At 60.3% G+C, this 19,659-nt stretch carries 17 protein-coding genes; 3 read left to right on the top strand and 14 right to left on the bottom strand.

Translation table 11 applies throughout. The annotated features are described in order from the left end of the window. Positions 1–132: 132 nt before the first annotated feature. A complete protein-coding gene (locus AC1DCP_RS13320) occupies positions 133–1,155 on the top strand; it encodes a LacI family DNA-binding transcriptional regulator (protein ID WP_004430963.1) in 1,023 nt (340 codons plus the stop codon). Between the two features lie 299 nt (positions 1,156–1,454). Further along, complete coding sequence (locus tag AC1DCP_RS13325; protein ID WP_013762344.1) at positions 1,455–2,417, top strand: 2-hydroxyacid dehydrogenase; 963 nt, start codon at positions 1,455–1,457, stop codon at positions 2,415–2,417. Between the two features lie 133 nt (positions 2,418–2,550). Here the strand turns inward: AC1DCP_RS13325 and AC1DCP_RS13330 are convergent, their stop codons facing one another. From AC1DCP_RS13330 to AC1DCP_RS13380, 11 genes are all read right to left on the bottom strand, one after another. After that, complete coding sequence (locus AC1DCP_RS13330; protein ID WP_060642661.1) at positions 2,551–3,678, bottom strand: Gfo/Idh/MocA family protein; 1,128 nt, start codon at positions 3,676–3,678, stop codon at positions 2,551–2,553. Between the two features lie 145 nt (positions 3,679–3,823). Continuing rightward, complete coding sequence (gene iolB, locus AC1DCP_RS13335) at positions 3,824–4,636, bottom strand: 5-deoxy-glucuronate isomerase (protein WP_476774314.1); 813 nt, start codon at positions 4,634–4,636, stop codon at positions 3,824–3,826. A 100-nt stretch (positions 4,637–4,736) separates the two neighbouring features. Then, positions 4,737–5,645 (bottom strand): myo-inosose-2 dehydratase, encoded by a 909-nt coding sequence (gene iolE / locus AC1DCP_RS13340; RefSeq protein ID WP_060642660.1) that lies wholly within the window; start codon positions 5,643–5,645, stop codon positions 4,737–4,739. A gap of 1 nt (position 5,646) precedes the next feature. After that, positions 5,647–7,473 carry a 3D-(3,5/4)-trihydroxycyclohexane-1,2-dione acylhydrolase (decyclizing) gene (gene iolD / locus AC1DCP_RS13345; protein WP_035200203.1) on the bottom strand — a complete coding sequence of 609 codons (1,827 nt, stop codon included), beginning with the start codon at positions 7,471–7,473 and terminating at the stop codon, positions 5,647–5,649. Further along, entirely contained in the window at positions 7,470–9,386 is a 1,917-nt protein-coding gene (locus AC1DCP_RS13350) for a bifunctional 5-dehydro-2-deoxygluconokinase/5-dehydro-2-deoxyphosphogluconate aldolase (protein WP_035200205.1), read from the bottom strand. Before AC1DCP_RS13350 ends, iolD begins: the two co-directional genes overlap by 4 nt. 170 nt (positions 9,387–9,556) lie before the next feature. Further along, the gene (locus AC1DCP_RS13355) at positions 9,557–10,372 is read right to left on the bottom strand and encodes a MurR/RpiR family transcriptional regulator (protein WP_476774315.1); all 816 of its coding nucleotides are present in this window, start codon (positions 10,370–10,372) and stop codon (positions 9,557–9,559) included. A 186-nt stretch (positions 10,373–10,558) separates the two neighbouring features. Beyond that, positions 10,559–11,275, bottom strand: a complete 717-nt coding sequence (locus tag AC1DCP_RS13360) for an ABC transporter ATP-binding protein (RefSeq protein WP_013762350.1) — start codon at positions 11,273–11,275, stop codon at positions 10,559–10,561. After that, positions 11,256–12,020 carry an ABC transporter ATP-binding protein gene (locus AC1DCP_RS13365; RefSeq protein WP_013762351.1) on the bottom strand — a complete coding sequence of 255 codons (765 nt, stop codon included), beginning with the start codon at positions 12,018–12,020 and terminating at the stop codon, positions 11,256–11,258. The genes AC1DCP_RS13360 and AC1DCP_RS13365 overlap by 20 nt, the downstream gene beginning before the upstream one ends. After that, a complete protein-coding gene (locus AC1DCP_RS13370; protein WP_025595027.1) occupies positions 12,017–13,024 on the bottom strand; it encodes a branched-chain amino acid ABC transporter permease in 1,008 nt (335 codons plus the stop codon). Before AC1DCP_RS13370 ends, AC1DCP_RS13365 begins: the two co-directional genes overlap by 4 nt. Before the next feature lies 1 nt (position 13,025). Further along, positions 13,026–13,889, bottom strand: coding sequence for a branched-chain amino acid ABC transporter permease (locus AC1DCP_RS13375; protein WP_013762353.1), 864 nt, complete (start codon positions 13,887–13,889; stop codon positions 13,026–13,028). An 82-nt stretch (positions 13,890–13,971) separates the two neighbouring features. Beyond that, the gene (locus tag AC1DCP_RS13380) at positions 13,972–15,144 is read right to left on the bottom strand and encodes an ABC transporter substrate-binding protein (protein WP_025595026.1); all 1,173 of its coding nucleotides are present in this window, start codon (positions 15,142–15,144) and stop codon (positions 13,972–13,974) included. A gap of 379 nt (positions 15,145–15,523) precedes the next feature. On the opposite strand from AC1DCP_RS13380, the gene AC1DCP_RS13385 reads away from it, so the two are divergent. Beyond that, entirely contained in the window at positions 15,524–15,895 is a 372-nt protein-coding gene (locus AC1DCP_RS13385) for a hypothetical protein (protein ID WP_013762356.1), read from the top strand. 192 nt (positions 15,896–16,087) lie between these two features. On the opposite strand, the gene AC1DCP_RS13390 is transcribed toward AC1DCP_RS13385, so the two are convergent. Genes AC1DCP_RS13390 through AC1DCP_RS13400 form a run of 3 tightly spaced genes read right to left on the bottom strand, consistent with a single transcriptional unit; the run spans position 16,088 to position 19,605 of the window. Then, positions 16,088–17,821 carry a M14 family metallopeptidase gene (locus AC1DCP_RS13390; RefSeq protein WP_060642793.1) on the bottom strand — a complete coding sequence of 578 codons (1,734 nt, stop codon included), beginning with the start codon at positions 17,819–17,821 and terminating at the stop codon, positions 16,088–16,090. A 5-nt stretch (positions 17,822–17,826) separates the two neighbouring features. After that, positions 17,827–18,675 (bottom strand): ABC transporter permease, encoded by an 849-nt coding sequence (locus tag AC1DCP_RS13395; RefSeq protein ID WP_004430999.1) that lies wholly within the window; start codon positions 18,673–18,675, stop codon positions 17,827–17,829. A 6-nt stretch (positions 18,676–18,681) separates the two neighbouring features. Next, positions 18,682–19,605, bottom strand: a complete 924-nt coding sequence (locus AC1DCP_RS13400) for an ABC transporter permease (RefSeq protein ID WP_003499197.1) — start codon at positions 19,603–19,605, stop codon at positions 18,682–18,684. Positions 19,606–19,659: the final 54 nt, after the last annotated feature.

Raw genomic sequence — 19,659 nt, forward strand, 5'->3', positions numbered from 1 at the left:
TTTGTTGAGTTTTTAAAAAACCACTGTCTTTTTGTTGATATTCCTTAAACCGGTTGCGGATTTTGTTTAAATTGTTTAATTGCGATTTAAACAGAAACGTCTGTCAATGACATGGGTTTGGGGAAAAATGCCGTGGCACAAAAGATCAAACTGTCGACGATCGCCGAAAGCCTCGGTCTATCGACTGCCACCATCTCCCTTGCATTGCGCGACAGTCCGCTGGTCGCCTCTGACACTCGCGACAAGATCAAGGAACAGGCCCGGGCGCTCGGTTACATCTACAACCGCCGGGCCGCCAGCCTGCGCACTTCGCGCTCCGGCATTATCGGCGTGGTGTTCCACGATGTGATGAACCCGTTTTATGGGGAAATTCTCAAGGCCATCGAAACCGAGCTGGATCGCAGCCGCCAGACCTTCATTCTGTCCAACCATTATGATTCGGTTGAAAAACAGCGCACCTTCATCGAAACGCTGCTGCAACTTGGTTCTGATGGTATCATCATGTCGCCCGCCATCGGCACGCCGATCGAGGACATGACGCTGGCTGAGGAAAACGGCATGCCCGCCATTCTGGTGGCCCGCTCGCTCGAGGGCGTCGACATGCCGACCTATCGCGGCGATGACAGCTATGGCATTTCGCTTGCGACCAATCATCTGATCAGTCTTGGCCATCGCACCATCGCCATGGTTGGTGGTACCGACCAGACCTCGACCGGCCGCGATCGTTATCAGGGTTATGTCAACGCGCTGCGCAAGGCGGGAATCGAGGTCGATCCGAACCTGCGTATTCCCGGCCCACGCTCCAAGCAGGGCGGTTTCGAGGCCGCAGTGCATTTCCTGTCGCTGCCGCAGAAGCCCACCGCTGCCGTCTGCTGGAACGATCTGGTCGCCATCGGCCTGATGAACGGCATTTCGCGCGCCGGACTGGTGGCGGGCGTGGATATTTCCGTGACGGGTTACGACGATCTGGAGGAGGCGGCCATCGCCACGCCGGCGCTGACCACGGTGTCCAATGGACAGGCCGAGGTGGGGCGCCTTGCGGCGCGCGCGCTTCTGGACAGGCTGGCGGGCAGCCACGAGCCGGATGGCGTGCACCTCATCAAGCCGGAAATGCGCATCCGCCAGTCGACAGGGCCGGTGCGTCCGAGGGTTTGAGCAGCGTTTCCCTCTCTTTCGTCATTCCGGCCTTCAGCCTAAAGCCAGCCAGCTCAAGCCCTTGAGCTGGAAAGACTCTTTGCGCCCCGCCGACGCGCGCCTCAAGTGCGGCATGACGGAGGCGGGCGCGTAAAAAAACGGCATGAAACTTCCGTCTGCCCCCATAGCTTCCCCTTATTGCCCTTTTCACGGCCGCCGTTGTTTGAAAAGATCGCGGCCCAGAAGAGCGGGATGGCGAGTGGTTCGCCCATGAATCCGCTCTGACGATATCGGAATGCAATCAGGAGGAATATCCACCCATGTCTGACAGACAAGCCGTCGTTCTCGTTCCCGGCAAGATCAACCCGCGCGTGCTCGAACGCCTCGAAGGCAAAGTCGAGATCGTGACAGTGCCCGCCGGTGCTGAGCCGGTTCTGCCTGATGGTGCGGCTGAGCGCATTAATGCCATCGCCGTTTCAGGCGTCGTCAACGCCAAATGGATCGATGCGCTGCCGAAACTCGAGATCATCGCCAATTTCGGCGTCGGTTATGATGGCGTTGATGCCAAACATGCCGCCACGCGCGGTATCGTGGTGACCAATACGCCCGATGTGCTGAACGACGAAGTTGCGGACACGACGATTGCGCTGCTGATCAACACGGTTCGCCGTCTCTATCAGGCCGAAACCTGGCTGCGTGAGGGAAAATGGGTTGGCGAAGGCCCCTTCGCGCTTTCGCCGTTTTCCCTGCGCGGCCGCAAGGTCGGCCTGTTCGGCATGGGCCGCATTGGCCAGGAAATCGCCAAGCGGCTGGAGCCATTCAAGGTGGAGATCGGCTATCATACCCGCAGCAAGCGCGACGGCCTGCCCTATACCTATTACGGTTCGCTAAAGGAGATGGCGCAGGCTGTCGACACGCTGATCTGCATCGTGCCCGGCACCCCTGAAACGCACAAGGCGATCAACGCGGAAATCCTCTCGGCACTTGGTCCGCAGGGCGTGTTCATCAATGTCGGACGCGGCTCCAGCGTCGATGAGGATGCGCTTTTGCAGGCCCTCAAGAGCGGTGCGGTGGGTGCTGCCGGTCTCGATGTGTTCTACGCTGAACCGAAGGTGCCGGAAGCGTTCCTGTCACTGCCGAACGTTTCCCTGCTGCCGCACGTCGCCTCTGCGTCCATCCCGACGCGCAATGCGATGGCCGATCTGGTGGCCGACAATATTCTCGGCTGGTTTAGGGATGGCAAGGTGCTGACGCCGGTGCCGGAAACGCCGGTTAAGGGATAACACCTCTCCGCCGTCATCCTCGGGCTTGTCCCGAGGATCCAACTACGTAGCGTTAAATCAATCGGTTGCAGATGCTTGGGACAGGCCCGAGCATGACGAAAGAGGCAAAGTTCCGCGCTAACCCCGCCTCTGCCTATTCCGCAATCTCACTCGTCGCGACCCATCGTCCCTCGGCGAAGGACCGGGCCATGGCATGAATGCTGCGCTCGATCTTCAGGCCTTCCTCGAAGTCGATGATATGCGCCGTCTTGCCCTCGATGGCCGCGATCAGTTCCCGGCACTCGATGACCTTCAGATCGTTGAAGCCGAGCCCGTGGCCGGGTGCGGGGATGAAGCGGTCATACGGCTTGTGGTGAGGGGCGGCGAGAATGGTTCTGAAACCCTGCTCCTCCGGGCGCCCGTCCGTGGTGTAGAGCTGGAATTCGTTCATCCGCTCCTGGTCGAAAAGGATCGAGCCGGTGGAGCCGTAAATCTGGATGGCGATACGGCCCTTGCGACCCCAGGCCGAGCGGTTGGCGATCAGCACCGCCGAAATGCCGCCTTCGAGCTTCAGAAGCACGCTGGCAAGATCATGCGTTTCCACAGCGCGCTCGCCGCCGCCACTTAGCGGCCGCGTCTCGTAAGGCTTCACCATATCGGTGATCGCGCTTTCGGCATGGCCGAAAAGGGAAAACAGAAGTGACAGCGGATGAACAGCGAAATCATCCAGCGCGCCATAGCCGGAGGAGGCTTCGCTCTTCCAGTAGAAGGGCTGGGTGGCATCCGCCATGAAGTCCTCATCCATTTCCGCACGGACATGGTAGACATTGCCGATCGCGCCTTCGTCGATAAGGCGGCGCATATGGCGGATGACAGGGTTCTGGATGTAGTTGTAGCCCATGGCCGCCGCCTTGCCCGAACGGCGGGCCGCATCGCGCATCTTCACGGCATCCGTGAAGGCAGGCGCCATCGGCTTTTCGCACCAGACGTGTTTGCCGGCATCAAGGGCGGCAATCGCCATTTCGGGGTGAAAGGCATTGGGTGTGGTGACCGAGATCACATCGATTTCAGGGTCGGCAAGCAGATCGTGCCAGTCGCCGGTCGAGCGGGCGAAACCGAACTCGGCGGCCTTCTTCGCCGCAAGCTCGGGATTGACCTCTGCCAGTGTGACCAGTCGTGGACGCTCCACATCGCCGAAAACGCTGGTGACGTTGTTCCACGCCAAAGCGTGGCACTTGCCCATGTAACCCGTGCCAATAAGGCCAACGCCAAGAGCGGCCATGGTCTCTTCTCCCCTAAATCATTACGATGAAATCAATACGTTCGATTGCTTTTTTCTCTACGGCAATCGCGACGCGGACTTTCCTCGCCCCTCATTCCTGTGACAGGCACAGGGATGAGGAGGGTGCCGTGGACGCTGGCATGCCTCAGGGATTGTCGCGCTTGAAAATCCAGTCGTGATCGGGGTGGTTCTTGAAGCGCCATTTGCGCATCGGCCCGGCCATCACGTTCAGATAATACATTTCGTAGCCATAAGGCGCGCCGCAGGGGTGGTGTCCCTTGGGAACCAGCACGACATCGCCGTCCGCTACAGCCATGGTCTCGTCCAGCGACCCATCCTCGGTGAAAACGCGTTGGAAACCGAAACCCTGTGCCGGGTTGAGACGGTGATAATAGGTCTCTTCCAGATAGGTCATATCGGGGTAATTGTCTTCGTCATGCCGGTGCGGCGGATAGGACGACCAGTTGCCCGACGGGGTGAACACTTCCGTCACCAGGACACTATCGGCGACATCGCGTTCTTCCATGGCGATGGGGAAAATGTAGCGCGTATTGGCGCCTTTGCCGCGCTCGGTCAGTTGCACGCCATCGGGACCGATCTGTTGCGCTTCGCGGCTACCTTTTTCACCCGGTGCGGTGCAGACACCGACGGTGCAATCCGTCGTGGCCGTCAGCGACCATTCGGAGCCGGCGGGGACATAAACGCAGTGCGGCGGCTTGCGCTCGAACACGTTCATGCGGTCGCCGAGTTCACCGAACTCCTTGCCCCCGGCGGAAATCTTCGCCTTGCCTTCGACAAGCACCAGAATGACTTCCGTATCGCCAGTCTTCTCGGCTGCGGTTTCACCGGGCTTCAGACGATAAAGGCCGAAACCGACATAACCCCAATCCGCGCTTTGGGGCGTGATGTCGTGCACCTTGCCGCTTGTCGCGACCGGCTTGCGCAGAAGTGAGGTCATGTTGGTGTTCCTTTTTGGTCAGTCGTTCAATTTTTCGGGCGGCTATTCCCGCGTTTCCCTCATCCCTGTGCTTGTCACAGGGATGAGGGAGTAAAGGGCCTCAAGCCGCCTGAGCCTTGTCCAGTCCGGCCTCACGCGCAAAAGCCTTCAGCGATTTCAGGCCGAGGCTCTGATATTCGAAGGGGTTGCGCACATCCGGGTCCTGTTCGGCCTCGATGACCAGCCAGCCGCTGTAATTGTGCTCGGCGGCAATTTTCAGAACCGGCGGGAAGTTTACGCCGCCCTCGCTGTCACCCGGCACGGTGAACACACCGCGGCGAACGCCTTCGAGGAAGGAAAGCCGCTCGTTCCGAACCTGATCGGCAATCACCGGCCGCACGTTCTTGGCGTGGATATGGCCGACGCGGTGCATGTATTTCTGCGCGACGCGCACGGGATCTCCGCCGCCGAACAGGCAATGGCCGGTATCGAGGAGCAGATGGGTCTTCGGCCCGGTATGCTTCATCAGAAGGTCGATTTCGTCTTCGCTCTCGACCACGGTTCCCATGTGGTGATGGTAGACGAGGGTGATGCCCTGTTCGGCAGCATAGGCCGCCAGCGCCTCCACACCCGCGCCGAACTTCGCCCAGTCCTCGGCCGCAAGGCGCGGACGGTCAACCAGCGCCGTGTCGTCGGCACCGTGAACGGCGTTCGAGGTCTCGCAGACGATGATGACTTTCGAGCCCATGGCTTTCAGCAGATCGAGCGCCGGCTGCATGGCCTTCTTTTCGGATTCGATGCTGTCGGTCAGAAGGTTCAGCGAATGCCAGCCGGAGACGAAGGAAAGGCTACGCGGCGCAAGCACACCCTTCAGGCCTTCCGGGTCAGTCGGGAACTTGTGGCCCTTCTCGATGCCGTCGAAGCCGATCTTGGCGGTTTCGTCGAGGCATTGTTCAAGGCTGATATGGGCGCCCAGCGTGCGGTCGTCGTCGTTGGACCAGGCAATCGGGTTGGTTCCGTAACGGATCATCTTACTGTCTTTCCTTGATATGGTTTTCGTAGCGCGCGCGCGCCGGTCCGATTTCGGCCCGGTCGGAAACTTCGGGTACCGCCACATCCCACCAGTGGCCACCGGCCTGCGGGGTCGGATAGGGGTCGGTATCGATGACGATGACAGTCGTGCGGCTGGATTCGCGAGCAGCCGCAAGCGCCGCTTCCAACTCGGCGATGGTGGAAACCTTGCGCGCATCCGCGCCCATAGAGCCGGCATGGGCGACGAAGTCGATGGCGATGGGGTTGACGTTGGTGTGGGCGTAAAGGTTGTTGAACTCCGCGCCGCCGGTTTCCATTTGCAGCCGGTTGATGCAGCCGTAACCCCTGTTATCGGTGATGACGAGCGTGATCTTGACGCCCATGGCAACCGATGTCGCAAGCTCGGAATTCATCATCATATAGGAGCCGTCGCCGACCATGACGATCACGTCCCGGTCCGGTTCCGCCATCTTGATGCCGAGGCCGCCGGCAACCTCATAGCCCATGCAGGAGAAGCCGTATTCCATGTGATAGGAAAGCGGCAGCTTGGATTTCCACAACTGGTGCAGCTCACCCGGCATGGTGCCCGCCGCGCACATGACGACGGTATTGTCGCGCGACTGGCGCTGCACGGCGCCGATCACCTGCATGTCGGTGGGCAGGCTGTTGGCGTTTTCCTCACCCGGTGCCGCCGTATCGGCATCGGCCTTCTCGAACCATGCCGCCTTGAGCTTGGCATCCGGTGCCGTGAAGCGGTGGCTGCCAAGGGCGGCCGACAGTTTTTCGAGACCGATCTTCGCATCCGCCGTCAGGCTGATCGCATCGTGTTTGGCGCTGTCATAGGGCTGCACGTTGAGGGCGAGGATCTTGCGGTCCGGGTTCTTGAACAGCGCCCAGGAACCGGTGGTAAAGTCCTGAAAGCGGGTGCCGACGCCGAACACCAGATCGGCTTTCTCGCTTATGATATTGGCGCTTTCGGCACCCGTGACGCCGACCGGGCCGAAATTGAGATCGTGATCCCACGCCAGTGCCGATTTGCCGGCCTGCGTTTCGACGACCGGAATGGAATGGGTTTCCGCAAAACGCTTCAGCGTTTCGGTGGCGCCGGAAAAATGCACACCCCCGCCGGCAACGATGACGGGGTTCTTCGCAGCCTTCAGCGCGGCGACGGCCTCTTCGAATTCCACCACATCCGGTTCCGGGCGGCGTTGCCGCCAGACGCGCTTTTCAAAGAAGCTGACGGGATAATCATAAGCTTCCGCCTGCACGTCCTGGCAGAAGGCAAGCGTTACCGGGCCGCAATCGGCAGGGTCGGTCATGGTGCGCATGGCGCGGGGAAGGGCGGTCAGCAATTGTTCCGGGCGCATGATGCGATCGAAATAACGGCTAACCGGGCGGAAGCAGTCATTCACCGTCATCGTGCCGTCGCCGAAATCCTCCAGCTGCTGGAGCACGGGGTCGGGACCGCGATTGGCGAAGACATCGCCGGGGATGAGAAGAACCGGCAGGCGGTTGACATGGGCGAGCGCTGCCGCCGTTACCATGTTGGCAGCACCGGGGCCGATGGAGGAGGTGACCGCCATTGCCCGCCGGCGACGCAGCTGCTTGGAATAGGCAATCGCCGCATGCGCCATGGATTGCTCGTTCTGGCCGCGATAGGTCGGCAGTTCCTCGCGAATGCCATAAAGCGCCTCGCCGATGCCGGCGACATTGCCATGGCCGAAGATGGCCCAGACACCGGCAATATAGGTCTCGCCATGCTCATTCATCTGCGCGGCGAGGTAACGAACCATAGCCTGCGCAGCCGTCAATCTGATTGTCTTCACGCTGCCTCTCCCTTTTTGGCGCGCGCCTCATCCCATATGCGGCACAGGCTGGTATAGCGCTGCGCCATGTCCTTCACCGCTTCCTCATCGGTGATCTTGCCACCGAGCCAACCCCGCGCGGCGTCGGCGAAAATCGTGCGGCCAACCGCGAAACCTTTGACCAGATCGAAACCGGCGGCAAGGCGGAAGCTCTCCTCCAGCTCGCTTTGCGGTGCGTCGAGACCAAGAACGACGATGCCGCGCACGTAAGGATCGTTGCGATGCACGGCGTCGCAGGCATTTTTCCAGGCGGCTTTGGTTTTCATCGGCTCCAGTTTCCACCAGTCGGGATAAACGCCGATCTCGTAGAAGCGTTCGATGATGCGCGCGGCGGTCAGATCGTCGGTCGGGCCGACCTTGGAGGGAATGACCTCGAGCAGCATTTCCAACCGGTTGCGGCGTGTCGCCTGGAACAGACGCATCACCGTCTCCTCCTGCGCGGCGCGCATTTCGTCGGTATCATCCGGGTGATAGAAGCACAGAACCTTGACGACATTTTCCAGCGGCCATTCGGAAAGCCCGCCGAAATCCTTGCCGAGTTCCGGTTCCAGCGTCAGCGGGCGCGAACCCGGCCATTCCACCGGCCTGCCGATCCACAGACCGGAGCCGCTGGCTGCGAAAAGCGCATCGCGTCCGAGGCGGCCATCGCAGAGAATGCCGTAACCCGCCTTGCCACCGGCGACCGTTTGCGCGGCCTCGAGGCAGAGCTTCTTGAAGGCGCCGATGCGCTCATGTTTAATGCCGAGTTCGTCGGCGATCGCTTCCAGTTGCATGCGATGGTCGAAGGCGAAGACGCGCATTGTGTCCCATTCGCCCTTGCGATTGGTTGACCAATGCACCTGTTCCAGCGCCTCGTCCTTGCGCAGCGCCTTGTTGCGGATGCCGGCCTTGAAGAAATATTGCAGCTCTTCCCAACTCGGATAGGCGGGCGTGCAGCCGTGGCGGGAAACGGCAAAGGCGCCACAGGCATTGGCGTATTTCAGCGTTGTCGGCCAGTCCTCGCCGCGCAGCCAGCCACGGAAAAGCCCGGCCATGAAACCATCGCCCGCGCCGAGAACATTGAAGACCTCGATCGGGAAACCTTCGCCCGTCTCGCCATCGTCCAGGCTTGCCGGAATTTCGCCGGCGAAAACCGAAGCACCCATCGGGCCACGCTTGCACACCAGCGTCGCGTTCGACACCTTGCGTACGGCGTTCAGTGCGGCCAGCGTATCGGTCGAGCCGCCGGCAATGTGGAATTCTTCTTCCGTGCCTACAATCAGATCGAAGAGATGCAGGGTGGATTGCAGCTTGGCGGTGACCTTCTGCGATTCCACGAAGCGGCTTTCGCCATCGCCATGGCCGGCAACACCCCAGAGATTGGGTCGATAGTCGATGTCGAGCGCTGTTTTCGCACCGTTTTCGCGGGCAAGTTTCAGCGCCTTCAGTACGGCCGCTTCCGTCTTCGGATGCGACAGATGCGTGCCGGTGGCGCAGACACAGCCTGCTTCGGCAATAAAGGCGGGATCGATGTCGTCTTCGCTGAGCGCCATGTCGGCACAGTTCTCGCGATAGAAAATCAGCGGAAACTGGTTCTGGTCGCGAATGCCGAGAAGCACCAGCGCCGTCAACCGCTCCGGGTCGGTTTTCACGCCGCGTACGTCCACGCCTTCGCGCACCAGCTGTTCACGGATGAAGCGGCCCATATGCTCGTCACCAACGCGGGTGATGACGGCACTGGCAAGGCCGAGCCGCGCAGCGCCGGCCGCAATATTGGTGGGGGAGCCGCCAATATATTTGGCAAAGGAGGCCATGTCCTCCAGCCGGCCGCCGACCTGTGAACCATAAAGGTCGACCGACGAGCGCCCGATCGTGATAAGGTCAAGTTTTTTCAAAAGCTTCCTCCTTCGGACCCCGCATTGAGGGAGCCTGATGTCAGTGGGCCTCCTCCGCCCACTTTCTGTCTCACCACCTTCGGGTGCATTCACGAGACGGACAATTATGGAATGCCCGTTTCATGAATTTGGATCATAAATTCTATTTTTTATGTTTTCAATAAAAATATTCAGGCTGTTTTGCGCGTTCCCACAGCGACAGCGAGTGTAATGGCGAGACAGAGCGTGGCGGAAAGCGAGCGGAATGCGCCAAAATCGATTTCCGTTACCGTGAGTAGCGTCGCGCCGGACTTGCGCAGCGGATTGACGGCCGAATCGGACATGGCGACGACCGGAATACCATTGGCGCGGGCCATTTCCGCCAGTTCCAGCGTTTCAGCCGAATAGGGGGAGAAGGTGATCGCAATCAGCGCGTCATCGCGGGAGATGGCGCTGAGGTTGCCGAGGCCACCGACGGCGCTGTGCAAAACCGCAGGTACCTTCATTTTCTCGAAGGCGTAAGCGAGGTAACTGGCAATGGGGAAGGAGCGCCGCAAACCGATGATATGCACGGTGCGCGCCTGTGCCAGCGCCGAGACCGCCTCGTCAAGCTGCCGTGTATCGACCGATTTCAGCAGCATTTCCAATGAAGAACGGCCAGCCTCCACGAACTCCGCCAACAGGCCCGACGCGCTCTCGTCGCCCTTTTCGCGCAGGTGGTCCAGCCGGGTCGCATAATCCGGCCAGCCGCCGACATAGGAATCGCGAAACAGGCGCTGCATCTCCGAAAAGCCGGAAAAACCCATGATCTGGCAAAAGCGCATGAATGCAGACGGCTGCACGCCGGCACCTTCTGCCATTTCGGCGACGGTGGAAACGGCAATGCGATCCTGATTGGACGCGACATAATCCGCACATTGACGTAATCGTTTCGGCAGGCCTTCCGCGACCTGAAGCAACCGCTCCTCAAAAGCCTTCACGGAGTCTGGCACATCGATTGCCGTCATTGTCGTTCCTTTGTGCAGATTGAAATCGTGTGCACTTTAACTGCAATGGAATTTTTATTCCATTGTGTTTTTTACGAACGGATCATGAAGCGGGATCGGGGTTTGTTGCGGTGTGTGATCGGGTTAACTTTCATCATTCCGGCTCGAGGCCGGAACGATGAAGAGGGGGTGATTGACGCTTTTGGGTCAGTGCAATCCACCCACACCAAGATGCGTATCAACAATATCCGGGTTCGCCGCAAGATCGTCGGACGGTCCTGACCAGACGATGCGGCCGCGTTCCATGATGATGGCGTGGTCGGCGAAGTCGATGGCCATCTGGATGCGCTGTTCGATGAGAAGAATGGTCATTTCGCCCGATTGCGCGAGTTTCGAGAAGGCCGCCATCAGTTCCTCGCAGATAACAGGGGCGAGACCTTCGAGCGGTTCATCGAGAAGCAGCACCTGCGGCTGGCCGAGGATGGTGCGAGCGGTGGAAAGCATCTGCTGCTCGCCACCGGAGAGTTGCGAGCCGAGATTGCGGCGTCTTTCCTTCAGGCGCGGAAACAGCGTGTAGGCTTCCTCGATGGCTGATTTCGGCCGGCCCTTGAGGCCGACGAAGAGGTTTTCTTCGACTGTGAGTGTCGGAAAGACATCGCGGGTCTGCGGCACGTAACCGAGACCGGCGAGGGCGCGGGCAGCACTCGGCAGGGCGGTGATGTCCTGCTCGCCGAGATGGATATCACCGGCAAATCGTTTCGTCTGCCCGGCAAGCGTGGCAAACAGGCTCGTCTTGCCAACGCCGTTACGCCCGAGCACCGCGAAACGCGAACCGGCGGGAACGGAGAGCGACAGACCCTCGATGACACGGGTGGGGCCGTAACCGGCGGTCAGGTTGGCGATTTCAAGCGGCGCTGCGGGCATTGGCGTAACTTCCGAGATAGGCTTGGCGGACTTCTGCGTTGCTGGTGACTTCGCCAGGCGAACCGTCGAATATGACGGCGCCTGCGGCGAGCACGACCACACGTCTGGCGAAACGGAAGACCAGATCCATGTCGTGTTCGATCATCAATATGGCGAGGTCGGCGGGCAGGCGATCGAGCGCCTGTTCGATACGCGCCGTCTCCGTCGAGGGAACGCCGGCGGCAGGTTCATCAAGCAGCAGGATTTTGGGCCTGAGCGCCATGGCAAGCGCGATCTCGATCAGCCGCTGCTGGCCATAGGCGATTTCACGAACGCGGGTTTCGGCGATGGCAAGCAGGCCAAGCGTTCCGAGAATGTCGCGCGCCTCGCTCATCACCGTTGGCATGGCGCGGTAACGGCCGAAAATCCGGCCCGTTCTGCCTTCCCTTTGCAGAATGGCGAGTGCGACATGTTCCTCCGGCGTCATGTCCTGGAACAGCCGCGTCACCTGAAACGAGCGGACAAGTCCGCGCTTCACACGCTGACTGGCGCTGAGCCCCGTCACGTCTTCTCCGGCAATCCGCACGGTTCCGGCGGATGGCTTGATGTTTCCGGTAACGAGGTTGACGAATGTGGTCTTGCCGGCGCCGTTGGGGCCGATCAGCACGGTGCGATCGCCGGGCGAAAGCGACAGCGAGACATTGTTGGTAACGACGAGACCGCCGAAATTTTTCTGCAGGCCGGAAACTTCGAAAATAGCGCTCATTTGCGATCTCCCCGCAGGCGCGCGATGATCTGTTCGCCCGCGCCATAAAGGCCGCGTGGCGCAAACAGCACGACGGCGATCAGAAGCAGGCCGACGATTGTGAGCCAGTGGAACGGGTTAGCGGCGGAAACGACGTCCTCGAACCACATGAAGGTGACGGTGCCGATCAGCGCGCCATAAAGCGAGCCCGCGCCACCGAGAACCAGCATGACTAGCGCTTCGGCAGACAGCGTGAAGCTGAGGCTGTCGAGGCCGACCACCTGCGTGGAGATGGCGTTCAGCGCGCCGCCGATTCCGGCGACGATGCCTGATATCACGAACATCTTCAAAATCGTGCCATTGACCGAACCGCCCATGGCCTGAATGCGGATGCTGTCCTGCTTGACGCCGCGACACAGCATGCCGAAGGGCGAATTGACGACGACGCGAAGTGCCAGAAAAACAAGAAGCAGCAGGCAGACGCCGTAGATATAGGCGGTGCGGCCGTAAAGATCGAATTCGAAGGTGCCGAACAGCGCATCGGGCGAGACGCCGGCAAGCCCGTCGCTGCCGCCCGTCCAGTCCGACGCCTTGTTGGCCGCCTCATGGAAAAGATGGACGACGGCGATGGACAGCACCAGTTGCGGCAGGCCGTGCGCGCGCAACAGAATGGTGCCGGACAGCAATCCCGCGATGCCGCCCACTGCTGCGCCGATGAGGGTCATGAGAAGCGGGTCCGTGATACCGTAGTGGGCAGCGGCAATGCCGGCGGCATAGGCGCCAGCACCGAAAAGGGCCGCATGGCCAAGTGTCGCCACGCCGCAATAGCCGGTAACGAGATCGATGGAGAGCACGAGAAGCGCTATCGCGATGATGCGCGTCAACAGCGCCAGATTATCCGGAAATAGGAAGTAACCGGCGATGGCGGCGATGATGATGAGCAGCGGACCGCCAATCGCGCGCAGGGGCGAGCGGGCCTTCGGCGGTTTTGCCGTTTCAGTGAGGTCGTTCATGAGCACCGCCATCTCATTTCGCCCTTCCAAGAAGGCCGCGCGGAAACAGCGTGATGATCACGATGACCGCCAGATAGAAGAAGAATTCGCCATATTCGGGGGCAAGATACCGCCCGGTCGTATCGATGGCGCCAAGCAGCAGACAGGCGATCAGCGCGCCGGGGATCGAGCCTGCGCCGCCGACTGATACGACCACCAGGAAGGTGACCATGTAGCGCAGCGCATAATAGGGTTCGACCGGCAGCAATTCTGCGCCGATGACGCCGCCCATGGCCGCAAGGCCGACGGCGATGGCGAAGCTAACGGCATAGATGATTTCGGTGCGCACGCCGAGGGCTGCTGCCATGGCCGCATTGTCCACCGCTGCCCGCAGCTTGATGCCGAAGGCGGTCTTTTCGAACGTGAACCAAAGTGCCGCCGCCACCACGAGGCCAGCGACGATGGCGAAGATGCGGTGGGTGGCGATGGTGCGAAACCCGAGATCGGTGGGACCGGCCAGTTCCTGCGGCAGCGGAATGGTTTTGAGCGTTGGCCCGAACACGAAATTGGCGATGCCGATGATGCAGAAGGTGATGCCGATGGTCATCAGCACCTGCGTCAGTTCAGGTGCGCCGTAGATGCGCCGGTAGAGAAACCGTTCAAGCGGTATGGCGATCACGATGGTGCCGACAATCGCAACGAGGATTGCCGCCGCGTAACCAAGGCCGAGGCCATGGGCGGCATAGGAGGCGAGATACCCGCCGATCATGGCGAAGGCGCCGTGGGCGAGATTGACCACACGCATCAGCCCCATTGTCACGGATAGGCCGATGGAGATGATGAAAAGCACCATGCCATAGGCAAGCGCATCGACAAGGATGCTGAAGACCGTCTGCATGTTCGAAAGCTCCTCCCGATGCGTTTGCGCCCGTGCCGGAGCCGCCCGCAAAAGGCGGCGCCGGTCATTTCCGTCTCAATACTTACTTGGCGGCGGCAAGGCCCGGATCGCCCTGTTTTTCGAAAGTCTGGACTTCCTTGTTGTAATAATTGCCGTCATCGCCCTTGGAGACTTCGCGCAGATAGATGTTCTGCGTGATGTGGCGGCTCTGCGGATCGATGCTGACAGGGCCGCGCGGGCTTGTCCAGGAAAGGCCCTTCACCGCCTCGACAGCCTTTTCCGCATCCTGTTTGCCGCCGGTCGCCTCGATCATCTTGGTGATGACATACATGCCGTCAAACGCGCCGACCGCGGGGAAGGACAGTTCCTTCTGATTGCCAATGGCCTTGGTTGCGGCCTCCACGAAGGTCTTGTTTTCGGCTGAATCGTGGGAGACGGCATAGTGGAAGGTAGTCTGCATGCCGAGTGCTGCTTCGCCAAGGGCCGGCAGATCCGATTCCTGTGTAAGATCGCCCGGCGCGAAAAGCTTGATGCCTGATGATTTCAGGCCGTTGTCGTTGAAGGCCTTCACGAAGCCGAGCGTCGTCGGGCCGGAGGGCAGGAAGGCGAAGACGCCTTGTGCGCCGGAATCCTTCACGCGCTGCATGATGGGGCTGAAATCATTGGTGGAAAGCGGCATGCGAATGCTCTCCACAACTTCGCCGCCAGCGGCGGTGAAGGCTGCCTTGAAGGCGTTCTCCGCGTCAACGCCCGGGCCGTAATCGCTGACCAGCGAAATGACCTTCTTGACGCCGCCATCAAAAGCCACCTTGGCGATGGGCGTGGATGTCTGCCATGTCGTGAACGAGGTGCGCACCACATAGGGGCTTTTGGTAACGATGGCCGAGGTGGCCGCATTCATGATGACCATGGGCACATTGCCCTGTTTCAGAAGTGGCGTAACCGCCATGGCGTCGGGCGTAAAATAGAAGCCCGCGAGATATTGCACGCCTTCCTTTACAACCAGCTCCTGCGCCAGCGCCTTGGATTGCGCCGGATCGGCCTGCGGCACATCGCGGTAGACGACTTCGACAGTGTCATTGCCCACCTTGTTGCCGTGAAGCGAAAACCAGGCGTCTATGCCGGCCTTGAAGTTCTTGCCCTGCAGCGCGAAGGGGCCGGAGAACGGGCCGACCACGCCGACCTTGATCGTCTCGGCATAGGCAACGGAACTGAAGCAGATGGCCGCGATTGCGGCGGTGATCCGTAATTTCATGATTTCCTCCCAATTGATCCGTGGCTCCCTCCACCGATCCAGCCAGTCAAACTGGTAAGTGCGATGGCCAAAGTAAAATGAAAAAAAGGGGGCAATAAATAACCTGATGGTTATGGATTGCTACCTTATCCGGTTCTGCCCGATATTGGATCATACAATAGGGATAGTCTGGCGATTCTCAATTGCCGCAGCCGCTGCAGCCATCACGAAAGGTCCCGTTGCAGCATGCTGCTTCCAAATGCCGCCGTTATGAAAAATGCCCTGCTCCACGGGGCCGGAAAATGACGATAATATGCACGTAATCCCGGTGCCTTAACCAGTTCTAAGGGGATTGTCCGTAGTCTCCCGAAGCATATTTTGAATTTCATTTGGTGTCTTGATGGGCGAATATCAGAATAAAGCCGTTGATCTTATGCGGAATCGCGTTGGCGACAGTATACTCAACAACAAGATCGAGCGCCGCGAAGCTTTTCTCCGCAAGGCGCTGGCGCTGTATCACGTCATGGGCGGCGCGGCGGATGGCATGCGCGCCGCGGTGGAAGATGTTGTGCACCTGCCGAAGCCGAGCGTCGATGTCGCTGTTGGCGACGTGATGCATGAACTGGCAGCAATCGGTCACGTCGCCGATCTCGATATTATTCAGGCCGGATATAACAAACTCGATGCCGCCAATCTGCATATTTTGAGCAAGGGCAAGCGGCTTTTGCAGAAGCAGCAGGAAAAGAAGCTTGCCGCCACGGCTGAGAAGTAAGCCGTACAAGGCAACTGAGGGTGATGACAAAGCTCCCTCACACCCGGCGTCATCGCTGGATTGCCCCAAGGATCCAATCACGTCCAACTAGACCAAGACGTTGCAGCTGCTCCGGACAAGTCCAAGCATGACGGACGAGGGCTTCGGGACTTCGTCATCATTCTGAGGCCCCCAATCGGGGGCGCTTCAAAATCAGGCAACGTCCGCGACGAAAATATCCTGCCAGGCGTCGTAAGCGGAAAGAACCGTTTCCATCTGCGCCGTGTGGCCGGTGATGAAGTCATCGCCGTAGATCGTCTCATCAGGATATTCGGTAATCAGCGTCATCGGCACTGTGTGGCGGTCGTCGATGGACGACAGGCACGGGAAACCGTTGATGATGCGGAAACCGGTTTCACCGGCGTGAATCTCATAAAGCGCGATCTGGCGGTTGTTGTAATCCAGCAGGCCCGGAATGGCGCCGAGATGGCGGGTAACCCGGTCGAGCAGGGCTTCCGCCTGCTTTTCCCAATCCGCATGGTGGCGGATGATGAGGAAGAAACCCTTCGGCAGGGTCCACATGGCGAAATTGCGCGGCACATAACCGGAAAGCGGACGGGTCCATTCGTGCGAGGGATAACCGTGCAGGTTCACATGCAGGCTCGCGCCGCTCATCTCCTGCGCGCTGAAACGGATTGCCTTCTCGTTGAGATGGACGCCCGAATTTTCCCGCGTGCGATATTCGAGATCGTCGCCGAGCGCCGTGTACCGCGCCGCATGGTGCATGTGGCGTGGATTGTCGGCGCGCAGCCGCTGGTGCAGGGCATAACCATCGGGGTTTTCCAGCGGCGAAATGGTGAAATGCGCGCCCTGTCTTTCCGCAAGTTTGCAGGCGGCGCGGACGGCGCCAACGATGCCGGTGGTTTCATTGGGATGCTGGCCGCCGCTGATCATCACGGCGGCATCGCTGCCCGCGACATAACGGGCGGCAAGAACGCGGCCCGACCGCGAGCGGGCCTCGAACGCCTCGCCGTCGATCTCGGCAAGCATACGCGCGATCTGACCCGCCGCCACCGGTTCGCGGGCCTCGTCGATCCGCTGTTCGCCGCCATCCAGGAAAGCGGTGGTGAGTGCACGGGTCTCGATACGGACCGAAACGTCGCCGTTGCTTTTGACGACTTCCGGAACGATCTGGCCGGGTTTCAGGCCGCGGTCGCCCAGCGGCCGGCCGGACTTCTTCTGGAAGAATTCGAGGAGGGAGAAATAGAAATCCTCATGCAGCGCTTCACGCAGGCTGACCACCTCTTCCCCGACCGGCAGCGCCATGTCTTCGGACGGGTGCGTGACGCGGATGTTCAATTCCTCGAAATAGGGTTCTTCATCGCCCCAGCCGTGATTGGCAACGGCATTGATTGCCGCTTCGAAAAGCTGCTCGTAATCCGTCTCCAGCCGCTCGCCCGTAGCGTCACCGGCCGGACGGAACCAGCCGGTTGGCGAGACATTGGTTTCGCCGACGATATCGGTATGAACCCGGTTGGGAGCGAGAACCTTCAGGGTTTCCTTCTTGCCGTTGCGGCTCAGCGTAACGTCATAATGAAGGGCGTCGTCGTCGCGGGCGATAAAATCGATCTTCGCGTCGCCGGCTAGTGCCGCCAGCGGATAGGCCTCCAGCCGGAAACGATTGGCGGGTGCATTGGCGTGCACCGGGTAATGCACCTCGATGGCATCGACGCCACCAAGATTGATCTCTTCCAGAAAGGTGAAGAGAAGTGGCTTGTAGGCGCTGCGGATGCGGGCACTGACGCCTTTTTTCTTCAGCCTTTCTTCGGCCTCGCGGCGGCTTTTGGCGTCATCGAACGTCCATGCCTCGAAGGACTGGCCGGGCGCGGCATTGGCGAGAAGCACATCCAGAGTACGCTTGAAGGTCTGGTCGAAAATCTGGCTCATCACGATCACCTTGAGGTTCTGCCGGTGGGGTCGAGGCTGTCGCGCAGCCAGTCACCGAGAAGGTTGAGGCCAAGCACGGTCAGAAGGATGGCAAGACCGGGGAAGACGCTGACCCACCATGCCGTCTGCAGATAGGTGCGGCCATCCGCCAGCATGCCGCCCCAGCTCGGAATGGTCGGATCGACACCGAGGCCGAGGAAGGTGAGGCTGCTTTCCAGCAGGATGTTGTTGGCGACGTTGAGCGTCATCAGCACGATGACCGGGCCGATCAGGTTCGGCAGAAGGTGCTGGAGGATGATGCGCCAGTCCTTCACGCCAATGGCGCGGGCGGACAGGATGAATTCCCGTTCGCGCAGCGTCAGCACCGAGCCGCGCACCAGACGGGCATATTGTACCCATTGCGAGACGATCAGGAGGATGATGGTGTTGGTGAGGCTGCCGCCAACAATTGCGATGAAGGTGATCGCCAAGAGAATGAAGGGCATGGCGAGCTGGATATCGGCAAAGCGCATGACCAGCATGTCCCAGAAGCCGCGATAATAACCGGCGACCAGGCCGACGATCACGCCGAAGACCACGGCACCGATGACCGAGGTGAAACCGACGAGCAGCGAAATCTTGCCGCCGGCCACGACACGGGCCAGTACGTCACGGCCGAGCGGATCGGTGCCGAGCGGATGGGCGGCGCTAGTGAAGGGCTTGGCAAGGCGCGCCATCAGGTCGATCTTTTCGGCACCGCCCGGAAACAGCACGTCGGAAAGAAGAACGGCAAGGCAGATGACGACGGTAAGCAGGGCGCCGAGGATGAATTCGAGATTGTTGAAGCGCGACAGGCGCGAGGTTTTGGCAGCCATCGTCAATTACTCCGTGCGGATGCGCGGATCGACCAGCCCGTAGGCGATATCGACCAGAAGGTTGATGCCGACGATCATCAGCGACAGCACGGTGATGACGGCCTGAAGCACGGGATAGTCGCGCGCGCCCACCGCATCGAAGGCGAGCGTGCCGAGACCCGGCCAGTTGAAGACGCGCTCGATGACGACGATGCCGCCGAGAAGTCCGCCGAATTGCAGGCCGAAATAGGTAATCAGCGGAATGGCGCAGTTACGCAGCGCATGCTTGTAAAGCACCTTGTTTTCGCTGAGGCCCTTGGCGCGCGCCACCATGACATATTGCGAGCGCAGCGTATCGAGCATCGCCGTGCGCACCAGACGCACATTGGTAGCCGTCAGGATAACGCCCATGGTGACCGATGGCATGATGTAGCTTGCAAAGCCGCCCATGCCGCTTGGCGGCAGCCAGCCGAGCGTGATGGAGAAAAGCAGCACCAGCATGGTGGCCAGCCAGAAATTGGGGAAGGACAGGCCGACGAGCGAGAAGATACGGATCACCTGATCGGCCGTCTTGCCGCGCGAGGTCGCGGCCTTGATGCCGAGCGGAATGGAAAGCGCAATCGACACCGCCATGGAGATGAAGGCGAGAAGCAGCGTGGCGGGCAGGGCATCGGCGATGAGCCGCGATACCGGCGTGCTGCCGGTGAAGCTGCGGCCGAAATCGAGCGTAACCAGGCCTTTCAGGAAGCTGAAATATTGCACGAAGAACGGCCGGTCGGTTCCAAGCGCCGCACGAATGCGCGCCAGATCGTCTTCCGTCATGCTGCCGCCGCCCTGGAACATGGTGACAGCCGGATCGCCCGTCAGGCGGATGGCGAAGGAAACGAGAAGGGTGATGGCGATGACGACGAAAATCGCCTGCAGCAATCGCTTGATGAGGAAACCGGCCACGTTTTTTACCTTGAAGAGAGACCCGACCTTGCCCGCGGGATGGCGGGCAAGGCG

Source organism: Agrobacterium sp. 10T429, from assembly GCF_056393925.1.